General features: G+C 37.5%; 11 protein-coding genes. 4 read left to right on the forward strand and 7 right to left on the reverse strand.

Annotation, left to right across the window (positions count from 1 at the left end):
• Position 1: 1 nt before the first annotated feature.
• From ADHAQ_RS0100825 to ADHAQ_RS0100835, 3 genes are all read right to left on the reverse strand, one after another.
• Positions 2-1,879, reverse strand: a complete 1,878-nt coding sequence (locus tag ADHAQ_RS0100825) for a Piwi domain-containing protein (protein ID WP_026461319.1) — start codon at positions 1,877-1,879, stop codon at positions 2-4.
• Between the two features lie 76 nt (positions 1,880-1,955).
• Positions 1,956-6,818: a DEAD/DEAH box helicase gene (locus tag ADHAQ_RS0100830; protein WP_026461320.1), complete on the reverse strand. Its 4,863-nt coding sequence runs from the start codon at positions 6,816-6,818 to the stop codon at positions 1,956-1,958.
• Positions 6,819-6,940: 122 nt separating this feature from the next.
• On the reverse strand, positions 6,941-7,258 hold the full coding sequence (locus ADHAQ_RS0100835) for a hypothetical protein (protein WP_026461321.1): 318 nt from the start codon (positions 7,256-7,258) through the stop codon (positions 6,941-6,943).
• A gap of 512 nt (positions 7,259-7,770) precedes the next feature.
• On the opposite strand from ADHAQ_RS0100835, the gene ADHAQ_RS0100840 reads away from it, so the two are divergent.
• From ADHAQ_RS0100840 to ADHAQ_RS0100850, 3 genes are all read left to right on the forward strand, one after another.
• Positions 7,771-9,057: a hypothetical protein gene (locus ADHAQ_RS0100840; RefSeq protein ID WP_026461322.1), complete on the forward strand. Its 1,287-nt coding sequence runs from the start codon at positions 7,771-7,773 to the stop codon at positions 9,055-9,057.
• Positions 9,058-9,230: 173 nt separating this feature from the next.
• Complete coding sequence (locus ADHAQ_RS0100845) at positions 9,231-10,826, forward strand: coiled-coil domain-containing protein (RefSeq protein WP_026461323.1); 1,596 nt, start codon at positions 9,231-9,233, stop codon at positions 10,824-10,826.
• 83 nt (positions 10,827-10,909) lie between these two features.
• Positions 10,910-11,272, forward strand: coding sequence for a hypothetical protein (locus ADHAQ_RS0100850; protein ID WP_026461324.1), 363 nt, complete (start codon positions 10,910-10,912; stop codon positions 11,270-11,272).
• Positions 11,273-11,274: 2 nt separating this feature from the next.
• On the opposite strand, the gene ADHAQ_RS27925 is transcribed toward ADHAQ_RS0100850, so the two are convergent.
• On the reverse strand, positions 11,275-11,451 hold the full coding sequence (locus ADHAQ_RS27925) for a hypothetical protein (protein WP_157433306.1): 177 nt from the start codon (positions 11,449-11,451) through the stop codon (positions 11,275-11,277).
• A 176-nt stretch (positions 11,452-11,627) separates the two neighbouring features.
• Here ADHAQ_RS27925 and ADHAQ_RS0100860 point away from each other — a divergent pair, with 176 nt between their 5' ends.
• Positions 11,628-11,957: a hypothetical protein gene (locus tag ADHAQ_RS0100860; RefSeq protein WP_026461325.1), complete on the forward strand. Its 330-nt coding sequence runs from the start codon at positions 11,628-11,630 to the stop codon at positions 11,955-11,957.
• Here the strand turns inward: ADHAQ_RS0100860 and ADHAQ_RS0100865 are convergent.
• From ADHAQ_RS0100865 to ADHAQ_RS0100875, 3 genes are read right to left on the reverse strand one after another with little or no spacing between them, the layout of a single operon-like run.
• A complete protein-coding gene (locus tag ADHAQ_RS0100865; RefSeq protein ID WP_026461326.1) occupies positions 11,943-12,230 on the reverse strand; it encodes a hypothetical protein in 288 nt (95 codons plus the stop codon). The genes ADHAQ_RS0100860 and ADHAQ_RS0100865 overlap by 15 nt on opposite strands.
• Before the next feature lie 43 nt (positions 12,231-12,273).
• Positions 12,274-13,611 (reverse strand): Fic/DOC family protein, encoded by a 1,338-nt coding sequence (locus ADHAQ_RS26985; protein ID WP_051359618.1) that lies wholly within the window; start codon positions 13,609-13,611, stop codon positions 12,274-12,276.
• Positions 13,612-13,628: 17 nt separating this feature from the next.
• Positions 13,629-14,075, reverse strand: a complete 447-nt coding sequence (locus ADHAQ_RS0100875; protein ID WP_026461327.1) for an antitoxin VbhA family protein — start codon at positions 14,073-14,075, stop codon at positions 13,629-13,631.
• Positions 14,076-14,084 lie beyond the last annotated feature (9 nt).

The following is a 14,084-nucleotide window of genomic DNA, read 5'->3' on the forward strand; positions in this document are numbered from 1 at the left end:
ACTATAAAAACCAAGGCTTTAAGTTATTAATATCAATGTGGCTTAATTCATATTTCCTGAATTTTCCAATAAATTCAGAAATTCGCTGGCAATAAAAAACCGATACAGGTAATTGCTTCGCTTTAAAACCACGCCAATTAGCTCCGGACAAATTAATACAGTCTTGCAAAAGCGCTTCTTTATAATCTATATCTTCAAAAAGCTGTTTTTTATTAGTAAACCAGAATTGAATATGAAGCGGGTTACCATACCGCTTTGTTATTTTAGGATTGGAAGGTTGAATTCCTTCAAACCAAATTAAGTATTCTTGGGCTGAAAATTTAACAAAGGTACTTTCAAAAGGCACTAAACCATTATTGGAGGCATCGAACCCGAAGTAGTCTGTTTTATCATTAATGACAAGTACAGATAATTCAATATTTGGGTCGATTAATTTTACAACACGGTCAAGAATTTTTTCTTTACTTAACCTCATGGGGGTATGGATAGATATTTTTTTATACTTACCCTTATTAATAATCGCGACTAAATTATTAGTTAATTGGCTATAATAGGAATCATCTGTTAATACTCCTTCACTTAAAACTTGTAAATCTTTGAATATCCCGCTTGAATCCGTAAGTACGGAGTAAGCAATATTTTTTTCTATTTTATTGCCTTCTGGCGTACTTTCAACATTGTAGGACTGACCGATGCCAATAATAAGATATTCATTGGTAGCTGGTTTCATTTTCCAGGGTTTGCCCCCAGCTTTGGCAAACATTTGTAAGGCTATATTGCCCAATGAAAATTTAAGCGCATTATCATTAATAATTAAGTCTTTCGTTACAACCTGGCAGGGAATGCCGGCATTAGTGAAAGAATGTTTTAGGTTAAAATATAACTTATCATCGCTTTCATCTTTTTTAGAATTAGTAATTATAATAGGAAGCACATTGCTAGATTCAGCTTTTATTTGTTCAATTATTCCGGCAATGGTTTCTGCGCCATAATCATCAAATGCTAAACCTTTAATATGGTCATTTGTGAATGGAATTTTAAAAAACTTCTCTATCCCGCTAAAAGTATTTGGATGCGATTCGCCTCTTAACCCTTTTAAAAGGTTAACGGCAATATTTCTATCTTCCTTTTTATAGATAAAATAAAATTGTGTATCGGCTGGAATGGTTTCTAATGGACTAAACTTGGAAAGGCCATAATAAGAACTATTATCTTGTTTATTATCTTTAAAAATATACTGCTTAGGATTTAATAAATGGGCTTCAATTGAAAATAATGAGCTATTAATTTTAACCTCTAATTTTTCATTTATTTTAGGTAGAAAATTTTTAATAAAGCCTGTTATATGATTATATTTAAATAAATAAAAATCAAGATTACTTAAGCCTCTATTGTTTAAAGAGCCACTTGCAATTTGGATATCTCTATCTTGTTTAAAGCCTCCCCTATTTAGTTCTTCATTAATTATAAATTGAAAGCCAATTAATACACCCCAAACCTGTTTGCTTTTTAAGTAGTAAGGCTCAATCCAAACTGATTTTTTTCCTTTTGGATGCGATTCAATTTTAAAATGGATTCGTCTATTATAGTTTTCTTCTTTTAATATAAATCGCTCACTAATGTTAGCAGAAGCATTAATAATATTCTGATAAATAGTTTTCGAAACTAATCCGGAATTTATATAAGAAGGTAATTTAAAAAGTGTAAACCCATCTGCTGGGACATCGGAAACTTCATATTTGATATTTTCACCGGTATCATTAAAATCATAATAGCTGAACTCTTCCCTAAATACCTCTGGCTCTGCTTTACGTCTGAACTTTGTAACCCCAAAATCTTGGTCCTCAAACTCCAAGAAATTTAATAATATATCTCTCATTAAATATTTTAGTTAGGTTAACTATTAACCTTAAGGCAAATAGCAAATTATTAAATTTCTGTGTTCTTTATACTTTCTAAAACTCCACCTTTGGCAATTCCTCCACAATATCTACGGTTTGCATACTTACATTAATAACACTCAATAGCAATTCTAAAATATAGCGTGGGTTGCCAACTTCTTCGGACCAATCGTTGGGGTCGTTTTTAATGCCGCTGTCTTTATGGGTGGTTATTTGGTAGCGTTCCATTACCCATTCAATGGCACTTTTACCGTTTATTACATAGTCGTAGGCTTTGGCCGGAATATTCTCGATGCAAATTTTACTGTTGTAGATAATGCAATCCTTTTGGCCTTTTTTAGGGAACCGCATTTTTTCTACTTTATAGAAACTGCTATCTGCTCCGGTTACGGTAACCCCATCATACGCCGGTACACTTTCGTAATTAATATGTAAGTCAGCCAGGGCGCGGCCTGCTTTGCTGAATTTCCAGAAATCGCGCACATCTTCTACCAAAGGCAAACGTGGCAGCATTTTCGTTAAGTCGTTGGCAAACTGGGTGCGGTATGTGGGGCTGTGCAGGAAACCATAAACGTAATAGAAAATATCTTCTTTGCTTACGTTTTTCCCGTATTGCTTTTTGGCTCGCTCCAAGATAAAATCACTTAAACCATCACGGCGGATATACTCATTCCCACCGGTGCTATCAAATAAACCAGGACTTTGCTTTTGCCGCTCTTCGTAATAATATAATGGGAAAACTTGACCATTAAATTGAAGTTGGACATCTGGGATAGTATCAGTTATTAAAACTGAGAAGTTTTTAGTATCACCTACACCCGAAATACATAAGACATAATTTTTATGTTTTGGGGATGGAAAAAATTGTTGCGACTTACCAACCCTGTGAATAAGTTTATCGCCATTGTAAAGTATTTGCTTTACAAATGGCCGATATAACCCATAAACAAGTTTATGTGGTTCAAAACTTGCCTCTCGGAATTTTTCTAGGTGGAATATTAAACTTGAAGTCCACTTTATTCTCTTCTCATCTTTTCCTATTGAAGAACTTAAATTATTGGCTATATTTTTTCCATTAATTGATTTAAAAAAAACAACTTGCTCATTATAATAATCAACCATTGATTTTACATTCCCCAAAAGCTTTTGTTTTGAGAAATTATAAACCCAAGTATCTCTATTTGATTGAAGACCTGGCGAGTTTAATATAAAAAAAGATTGCGAAGTTGATGTAAACTGCTTAATTGCTTCAATCGAAATAAATGTTTCAAATGCATCATTTCGCTCATTTACCCAATCACCGTGTTCATTTGGCTTAAGTTGTTTCCAAGGCATATCATTGCCTACTGACTTAAACTTCTTTACTATGGCAAGCTTTTCCTCACGATTTAAATAATCACCAATATCGTGGTAATATATTGTAGCTTTTTTACCTATGTTGGTTGGATTTTTAACTAATAAAGTAATGGAGATTGGAGTGCGTGAGCCACCGCCAAAAACGTTACCTGCCTCTTTTTGCCTTAATTCCCCACTGGTTCTAGCATTTCCTCTTAAATTAAACACGTAAATAGCTGAAAACTCATTTTCTAAAGACTTTCGGAACCCATCGGCACTGTTGCCGGCCAGCCAAGCCCCATTAGAAACAAAACACACTATACCCCCATTTTTATCTAACCGGTCGGTGCTCCATCGGAAAGCTTTTATGTAAGAATCGTAAAGAGAGTTTTTATTGGTAGCATCGGTACCCCTGGCATAAGTAGCCGCAATACGAGCATCTAATGTAGGATAACTTTGGTTCTGCGCATTATCATTGGCTGATTTCTGTCCTACAGAATACGGTGGGTTGCCAATGATTACCTGCAAAGGCGCGTTCTTTTGCGACATAATCCGCTCAAAGTTCCTAGAAAAAGAAGCTTCTGTACCGTATTGCGTTGTTTTTGCTTCATCTAACTGAAATGTATCAGTCAATACTATTCCTTCAAAAGATTGATATTCCTGGTCTGCATCTAATTGGTCGTGGTATGCGTTTTCGATATTTACAGCGGCTATATAATAGGCCAGTAGTACAATTTCATTGGCGTGGAGTTCAAACTTAAACTTGCGCTCTAAGTCTTTTTTATCAATTAAGCCGCTCTGCAATAACCGGGTAATAAAGGTGCCGGTACCGGTAAATGGGTCGAGCACATGCACGTTTTCATCCGATATATTCCGGCCAAATTCCTTTTTCAGTACATCGTTTACCGAATGTATAATAAAATCCACAACCTCTACCGGTGTATAAACAATGCCCAGCCGTTCCACCATTTTTGGGAAGGCGGTTTTAAAGAACTTATCGTAGAGCTCAATAATAATGCGCTGCTTGCCTTCGGCGTTGTCAATATTACTGGCCCGCATTTTCACCGATTCGTAGAATTTCTGGAGCGTTTCGGTATCTTTTTCCAGGGCCCCGCCTTCCAGTAAATTGAGCATGGTTTGCATACTCACTGAAATCGGGTTATTACTGACAAAAGAATAACCTTCAAATAATGCCTCAAAAACCGGTTTGGTAATAATATGCTGGCTCAGCATTTCCACGGCTTCGTGCTGAGTAATGCTAGGATTTATATTTTTCTTCAACCCATTCAAAAAATCCGTAAAAATTTCTTTGTGGGTTATATCTTCATTTATAAGCTTATTTATTCGTTCGGCTTGGCGCTCGGCAATTTCGGCTACGTTTTTCGCCCATTGTTCCCAATAGCGCCTATCCCCTACTTTATGCACCATCCGGGCAAAAACCACGTTTTGCAATTGCTCAAATTGCAACGCTAACTGATTGGCCAGATTCTGATTGGTAGTATAACTTTCCTGGTCATCGGCGGCCATGGGTGAGCCATCCGAATGAAAAGCATATTCCGGACGCCCAACAATAATTTGTTCCGGTCGGTGTTTATTCAGTTCAATTTTATTTACCGTAGCGTTAAACCGGTCATCGTGGGCACGTAAGGCGTTTAATACCGTCCAGACTACTTTATAACGGTCATTATCGTCCAGGGCTTTGTCGGCTTCTACATTGCTGGGCACTACTACCGGAATAATAATATAGCCGTATTTTTTACCCGGCGCTTTGCGCATTACCCGTCCCACCGATTGCACAACATCTACTTGGGAGTTCCGGGCCGAAAGAAACATTACCGCATCCAAAGAAGGTACGTCTACCCCTTCGCTTAAACAGCGCACATTGGTCAGTACCCGGCATTCGTTATCCTCGGATTCAGCTTTTAACCAGCCTAATAATTCATCCCGTTGGGGTGCGGTCATAGTACCATCGATGTGCTTGGATGCAACCGATACCATTTGTTCTTTTTTCTCCTCGGGTAGTGAATCTATATAAGAATCGGTAGCCGTCATGAAATTGGCTGTAATCTTTTTCGATTCGTCTATATTCCGGCAAAAAGCTAATGCACGGCGCATTGGCTCCGGGTCGCTCTCTTTCATAATACCGGCATCACCCAACATTTTTTTTGAAAGCGCATTTACGCAGCCAATCAGTTTAGAAGCATCATCGGTATTTATTTCACTTTCTTCGCCGGCAATCATTTTCTGTACTGCCGGGGGTACATCCTGGTCGCTTAAGGTCAGAATAAGCACTTTATAATCGGTAAGTAAATCCCTGGAAACCGCTTCACCAAAACCAATCCGGTACATTTCATCGCCGTACAATTTTGCGTCGTCCATGGAGCACAAAACAGCATCGGCCTGGGCTGCTTTACTTTTAGTATCGTCGCTGTAAAGCCGGGGGGTGGCCGTCATGTACAACCGCTTTTTGGCTTGCAGAAAAGAATTATCATGTACCTTGGTAAAAGCTGATTCATCTTCCCCGGCCAATGCTACGCCGGTAGTCCGGTGGGCTTCGTCGCAAATAATCAAATCAAATACCCCAAAACCAATATCGCTCTGGAGCAACTGCTTTTGCGCCTGGGCAATAACTTCAATAGACTGGTAGGTAGAGAAAACCACAGTCATACCGGGTTTCTGGTTTTCTTTTATATGCCGGAACTGCTTTAGAATATCTTTAACATTCGTAGAAGCAGGTAAGGCTAAATCAACTACGCTAAAACTATCGGTATCCTCGTTCTTGGTTTTCTTCCGGGATATTTCCGGGTCCGAGCAAATACATATTGGGTTAATCGGCTCCAGCGCATCCGCAGACCACTCCCGCAGCGTTTGCCCTAACAAGGAAATAGAAGGAACCAAGAATAATATTAAACCCTGGCCATTGGTTTCATTTTCAGCAATGCGCAGCGCCGTAAAAGTCTTGCCTGTTCCGCAGGCCATGATAATCTTACCCCGTTCATCTGTTTTAAAATGCTCATGGGTTTTGGTTAAGGCTTCTTTCTGGTGCCCGCGTAAGTTCTTTTTTGGAGTTCTGGCTGATTCTCCGTGAATGCCTTGTTCTAATTTTTCCCAATCTACCGGGGCCTCGCGTAATTCATACAGGTTTAATCGGGTAACCGGTGGGTGCTGGTTCCGGATAGCTTCTTCCGCATTACTTCCCCATTTTTTACCGGTTGTATCAATCCAGAGCCGCTGCGTAAACCGGGTAGTTTGTAAATTCTCATTCTTGAACTCCCGGCTGGAAGTGGAAAGAAAAGAATCTACCGCAGGTTTATCTATAATGGTATTCTCCTGGTAGCATTTACATTGTACGGCCCAATAATCCCCGTCTATAGTTAGAGCCACTAAATCAATACCGGTATCACTACCGCCCAAATCACTCTTTCCTGGAAATTCATTCCAAAGCCAGACTTTTTTAAAGAGGTAAGCATATTTGGGGTCTGTTTTAAGGTAAGCCTGCATCAGGCGCTCAAAGCGCTCACCTTTATCACGTTCAGAAAAGGCTGTTTTTCGGTACTTATCTAATATTTTCTGAAAACTCATTCGGGGTTTTAAATAATTTGCCTTGCCAGTAACTTTCTTGGCTATATCTGGGCAGTAGGGAATAAATTCTTTTGCAATTGGTAAATATAATATTTTACAACAATATGAATTTGAATAGAAGATTATTTTGGCTTGAATATTTTTACAATAGCAGGTACGGCTTTGCTACAGGTAAGTAAACCCGCCATGGTTATGAAATCAGGAAAATACAATGTTATAATTATACCTGCCGCAATACTTACAACCCACCACAACCATGAAAGGTATTCCCCATAAATTTTATTTATTTTTTCCTTACGGGCATTTACCTTCTCTACCTCCTTCGTAAAGCTACATTCAATAAAAGCATCCATGCTCCGAACAATCCAACTGTCGTTCCCAGCTGGTGTAGTGTTCAAGCTCGTTGCTTTGGTTTTAATATGTTGCTTTTGTTTCGGCATTTATAAATTCCACAGAAATAATCCGGGTAATACTTTCTCTTATTAAAATCTTCGTTAAAGGTCAATACTTCTACCCTTTCCAGAAAGGACACAAAAATCACACTTCCAAAAAGGCTATTTAAATCAATTCAAGGCACTTATTTATAATTCTCCCTGTAAAACCTAAAGGTCAAGCCTTTTTGCTTTATGGATTAGGACAAAAAATTTGCACCTTTAAAATCAATTTTATAAAGTTCGATTAAGCCGCTTTACAAAAAAAGGACAGGGTATATTGCCCTATATTGTTAGCCGGATATCTTAGCACTAATTAAAATAAAAGAAGCTTTTTAGGGTAGGACGGGAAATGAAATAGTACTGACTGTTAGCTAATTATGCTATTATTTAATAATATTGGCTTATAGTACTGATATGCGGAGCAATAATTTAAAGGATTAGCCAGTACTAATGTCCGCTTTGCTGAATGTGTAGTTTTATGTTTTTTTCTCTGGCCATACTATAATCAAACTAGATAAATGTCTAAAAGAAGAATTATCCGGATTACAGGTAATAACTTTTACCTAACCGATAGTGCGTTCTTTCCTTTAGAAAAAACCAACCTACCCCCTGGTAAATTATCGTTTCGCTCTCATGGCAATATTTTCTGGGAAGTAGAGATTACCACCTTTGACCAGGCAAATAAAAATTTAAAAATCCGGGTGGTAGATTATTACCCAAAAGAAACTTCCGGTTTTAATAGCCAACAAATCAAAAAGGAAATTCATCGGTTAGAGTTCGAGCCATTAAAGTGGGGAGCCTTGGAACCCTTCCTTAGCCATTATAAGAAAATGGCATTAGAAGATGTTGTTATAGATAGTGAAAAAATTTACCCGCCGGAACCTACTAGAGAAATTATTGCCCCGGTGGTTCAATTCCCAGCTCCTTTTACCTACGTGGTTCATAGCCCGGAAACCATTACCGAGGAATTTGAATTTTACTTTAAAAACATTGAAGTATGCAATGGTTATATTTCATTTGAGCGGACAAATCCGATTATCCAGCGAAAACTAACTTATAAAATTCAAAATAGCTTTCTGATACCAGAATTTGAACATATCCGGAATTATTTTGCCAAGGCATTTAACCGGAAAAAATTTGAGGTTAGTGCCTCTATTACTTATACGGGCCATACCATTACAAATTTTACCGCCAGTTCACCACAAATTTCGGCTATAAATGCAGAATTAATTGATTCTATCCGGACCGATTCTATTATTCGCTTGCTTTCTACACCTATTTCGCCGGTAGAAAATACCTCTTTATTTGATGCCGATTCCATTTTTAATAATTTCGAGCAGGAAGAAGACTTACGAACTTTATTTCCCCGAACGGACAAAGATATATTAACTACTATTCTGGCTTATAAAAAAGTCCGGAACGAAAAGCAATTGCAATATTTAGCGGGCGCTAAACAAGCTCAACATCACCGGATTAAATATACCTTAAAACCTCTTTTCGGATTTCTGTTTTTAATCGAAGGTTCTAACAAAAATCATTTTTGCTGGGAACTATTAAACTCTCATGCTACCTATATATGGTCTTTTGAGAAAATAGAAAATGCCGTTTCTTCTCAATATGCCCGAATGGATAGCATAATGCAAAATATAAAACTTTCTGGCCGGGGAAACTATAAAGAAGCTTATAAGTCTGGAACGGTAGACATTGATTTAAGCTTTTGCACAATCAATCATAGCCTGGAGAAAACGGAGGCAAATGATGGTTTTATTTCCTGGAAAGAAAAACTTAATGAGTTACTTATTTAATTTAATGGGAATTTAATTCCTTCTCCTAAATTTTACTACTTCTTACACTTTCGATTTTTTCGCATTACCTTCCTAGACTATCTACTAAAATTGACAGGTACGGCACCTTTAATCGATTTAAATTATTTATTTAGAATATTTTAACAGAATTATAAAAAATATTATCTTTTGGCATGGAAGAGGAAAAGGACGAAGGTAATGTATATGCCTATAATATTGAGGGCAAAATTATTCATATATCAGAAGCTGGCAGCGGAAAGCTTGGATATTTTTGCTTAGGTTGTGAAAGAGAAATGCAAGCTGTACAGTATAAGATTGTAAATCATCAGTCATACTTCCGGCATGACCCTAAAGGTGTTGAGCCAAATAAAAAATGTACTTTTTCTGATGAAACCCATCGGCATAATCTAGCCAAAGCAATTCTCCAGCAAATAAAAAAAATTAAGGTTCCCCCGGTTTATAAATATCCTCCTAGGGGCCAAGATGGGTTAGCTACTTTACTTATTGAGGATAGATACATTGAAGCCCATACAGTTGAGAATGAAACATGCTTTTTTGAGGATGAAAACGGAGAATTAAAGTGGGGCAAGCAAAAAGATGTTGGAGATAGATTTTTACTAATTCAGCCTGATGTTACTTTCTTCGATAAAGATTATAAACCCATTCTATTTATCGAATTAGTTGCTACACACAAAGTTTCGCTGGAAAAACAAGTAAAAATTCGCCGGTTAGGCATTGATACCATATTCGTTAACATACCGAAAGATTCTCCGGAACAAATAGAAAAAACTTTTTATAAATCAGAAAAAACTAAATGGGTTTTTAATAATGAGCAAGAACGCGCTGACTACTTACCAGTTTCCTACCCAGATGCAATGGGAGTACCACCAATTGATGAACTCCAAAGAAAGCTTTTTGAAGAATCTTTCGAGTGTAGAGCAGCGCAAATTAGAAGCTTTATACGCGGAATTAACAAGTGCCTGGCATCGCAACCATACCGAGATATTGAATCAGGATTTAGAGATGCAATATCAAGAGTTGAGGGAAATACAGCAGATAATCGAGAGCGACTGCTCAGACTTCAAGAAAAACACAGAGCAGAAATTAGCAGCAAGTATTCAGAAAAAGGAGCAGAAATTGCAAATGAAAAAGAGCAAATTCGCTTTGAAAAAGAAGAATTTCGAGCAAACGCAATTGCAACAGAATCTGATTTTAGAGAAAAAACAGCAAGACTTGATAAAGAAACAACAGACCTTGAAGGAGAAACAAGAATTCTTGGGCTTAGAATCGAGGAAGAAATTACAGCTCTTGGACGAAGCAACGGAGAAAGTGAACGAGAAGCAGCAATTGTTGACCGAGACATTGAGAGAGCAAGATATAAAATCATACAATTACAAGCAGACACAGACGAGTTACCAGAACGATTTGAAGAACTTACAAAATCTGCTAGACAGCGATTTGAAGAAGATTCAAACGGAGAAAGAGCAGAAATTAGCGGAATACAAGAAGCTGGAGAGCAATTACCAGCAAGATTTGAACAAGAAAGAGGAGAGCTTGAAGAAAGATTTATTAACTTACGAGAACAATCTGATTCTGCAGTTAAAGCAAGAATTACTATTGGAGATACCGAATTGTCCCGAAGAATTAAAAAAATACTTGATTCAGGAAGAACACTTAGAAATTTCGAAACGGGAATCATTTCTTTTAAAAGAAACAAACGAGCGCTTGAATGCTTTAACCAAGGGACTTTCAAAAATTGGATTAGATAAAAGAGGGATTGATGCGGCCAAATTCATGGAATTAATGGAGAATCATTCTTCTGTAGTAAATAGTTAAATATCAATGAAAAAAAATGATTAAAGTAAAACACCCGGACGAAAAGTGCAATATCCAGCAGGAAGCATTTTTGGCAAACTGCCCGGAAAACGAACGCCGGTTTCATGAGCTTTTATTTACCAATGGCAATATTTCTTACCGGTACCATATGGAAGCCAAAGAATTTTCTCCGACGGAAAAAGATTTTGTAGAATGGCTGGAAGGACTACCAGAAAATATTCGCAAGGCTATGGAGGAAAAGGGATTTCAGGAATGTAAAAGCATTCTTTCTTTTACCCGGTATGTAAACGAAAAGAATGATATTGGTATGGATGAATATATCCGGCAACACATGGACCCGGAAGATTTTGCTGAATACCAACAAATTTTAACAAAATAAATCTAGCTATTTATAAGTTTTTTAGTTTTCTTTTTTTGTTTAATATATTCCCGAATAGCCAGTACATACATTTTATATTGGGTTGCCTCTTTTGTACCTAGTTCGGCTCCCCTAAGCAACTCTATGCTTTCAGCAATTTTTTTATATTGCTCCTTTGTTTCAATTAGTATGTGCTGCATAAGTTAATAAGAAAGAAACTCCTTATACGAATACAACTCAGGGAATAAATACTTAAAATTGTCCGTATAAATAGATAAAATTGAGTAAGTACTTGACTTACACTTGGGCTATAACTAATTGTTATATACCAAAATTAAAATATTATATTTGTAGAAGTTAAGATATTAAATAAATAATGCAGGATAGAATAAAAATTCCGGGTGATGCTACGGAAAAAAATTATAATCTAATCTTGCTAAAATTAGATAGGACTTTTCAAAAATTTAAAGAAAAATTTCCCGAGCTAGTTGACTTAGAGTTCAAAATAAATACTATATTATTAGATTCCTCCCAAATCAACCCCTTCTATTACCGTTTACAAAATATATGTCATTTGCTGCATATAGAGGCTCAGCACTCGTATGTTATTAGGCACATTCATCATAATCTTTGTAAAGACGTAGAAAATTTAGCCAATAAACTCCATGATTTAGAAGAAACTGAACTATATTTAGATATTGCCTAAATCGGCATGTACATATCGTTCAGTAACATTTTGTATGATGTTTTCCTCACCTAAAAGTAAAGCTACTTTATAGCCATTTATGTTAACCCTAATTGGCTTATCTGCCTGCAATGCTGTTTCTAAACTTTGCCGGGTTAATGGCAAATCCAGCTTATAATCTTTTTCATTAAAAAAATTGGTGAGCCATAAGTACAAATCATCTATGCCATCACAAAGCACCGGATTTATAAGTACTTCGGGAGCATCGGTTTTAATAAATCCTACTAAATACATGGGGTTTGGGCTTGAAGGTCTGAATGTAATAAAAAATAATCATTTAAAGCTCCTGCCCCTGTTGGCTTCGGCTAACGGATCGGCCGCTTTGAATGGCTTTATTCTTTTCCGGAATTTCCAATATTTTATTAGCACTCTTTAAATCATCTAATGCCTGGCCTGCCTTAAAACCGGAAATAGAACTCGCATTATTTAGAGCTTCCTCTACTAATAGCTTATTTTTACCGCCTACATACGGCACCTTTTCTACAAACCTGGCTACTTCCTGCAACCCCTCCCCTACCGCTGGTTTTCCATGAGTTTTCAATTCCCTACTTACAGCGGTTGCCGCCTGTATAAATAGCGCTTTCGCCTCTGTATGATTTTTAGGTTGCTGCGCCTGGGAAGAATTCGTATTGGATATTATTTTGGAAATTGGAATTTCCTTTCCGGCCGCTATAAATTTTACCTGGTCTAAGGCTTTGGTTAACCGCTCGGCATCTTTATAAAGATAATGCTCCGGTTGGGTTCCTTCTAAAATAGAAGTACTGATAGCGCGTAAACTCTTATCGTGATTTTTGTATTTTTGCGGCTCTTCTACAATATGTTTTACCTGCTGTTTCACTACACTGTCCCAGCGGTCGGCTATCCGGGTACCGGTTACCTCCAGCTCACGCAAAGCTTCTATCCTGCACAACGCCGGCGAAGGTTCCGGGGTTTTTAAATTCACCTGCTGCCCTTTTTCCGTTTCAACTCCGGGCAATGGTATGGTAATCTGGCTTAGAAATACTTTTAGAGGCTCTATATTTTTACTCCCTTCCTGGGGTGGATGTGGTTTTACAATTGCAAAATTACGGGCTTCATTATATTTAGCCGGGTCGGCCTGGTTAAAGTCAATATTATAACCGGCTTCTTTACCTAACTGAGTAAAAGCGGCTTGTAAGGTCCTACCGTTACCTTCTCTAAAAGCATGCACATGATTATATTGGTCTAAATAATACGCTGCCCGTTCCACAAACTTTTCCGTCGCTAACCCTTTCAGGTTATTTTCTTTTTGCAATTGCAAACTAATAGCATCTAATCGGACATCTATTTCTTTAAAGGGAGCAAATTTCATTTCCTGCAACACCCCATCCACCTGGGTATCTTTCACCCCCTGGAACCCTCCCCTATTGGCACGGGTTTCCCCAGCCCAGGGATATACTTCCTGAAATAGAAATTTATGAAACTGCTTAACGTGTTCTGCATTAAAAATTCCGGGTATACCTTCCCCAATTTTTAAAATAGTAGCTTTAACTTGAACAACGTCGTTTTCAAATTTAGCTAGCTCAGTTTTATTATGGGTATTTTTATGATTTATTAAAACCTCGCTATTTGTGTAGCAAAATCCATCCTGTTCCATTTTTACAATTGCAAAAATTATATCTTTCCCGTCTGATCAAATAGGTCTGGTAAATCCCGTTTATTAATTTCGCGGTTCAAAGTGTCTTGATTAGTTGCTGGCCGCATTTGAATTTTTTGCATCCAGTAAAGCTCATCATTATCCGGTTCTTCTGTTACCGAAATGCCACCTTCCCGATTTTTACTTACCACCTGATTAGGCACAGGGGATTCATCAGATTTATTAATTCCGTGAAGTTTTAGAGTTTCAGCAAGAACTTCTTCCAATGTACATTCACCATCCACATATTTCTGCATGATGGCTATAGCTTCCTCACTAGGTTTGGGTCCATTGCTCATTACCAAAGCAATTCCATGATTGGCGGAGCTTTCTCTCCGCGCCCTTTCTTCTAATTCCTCGATGCTTAATCCTAAAGGTGCTGGTTTAAAAAAGGTGCCACCGGGTATCCAATTGCGGTTTTCCATTCTATTTTT

Origin of the sequence: Adhaeribacter aquaticus DSM 16391, assembly GCF_000473365.1 — a bacterium.
Classification (GTDB): domain Bacteria; phylum Bacteroidota; class Bacteroidia; order Cytophagales; family Hymenobacteraceae; genus Adhaeribacter; species Adhaeribacter aquaticus.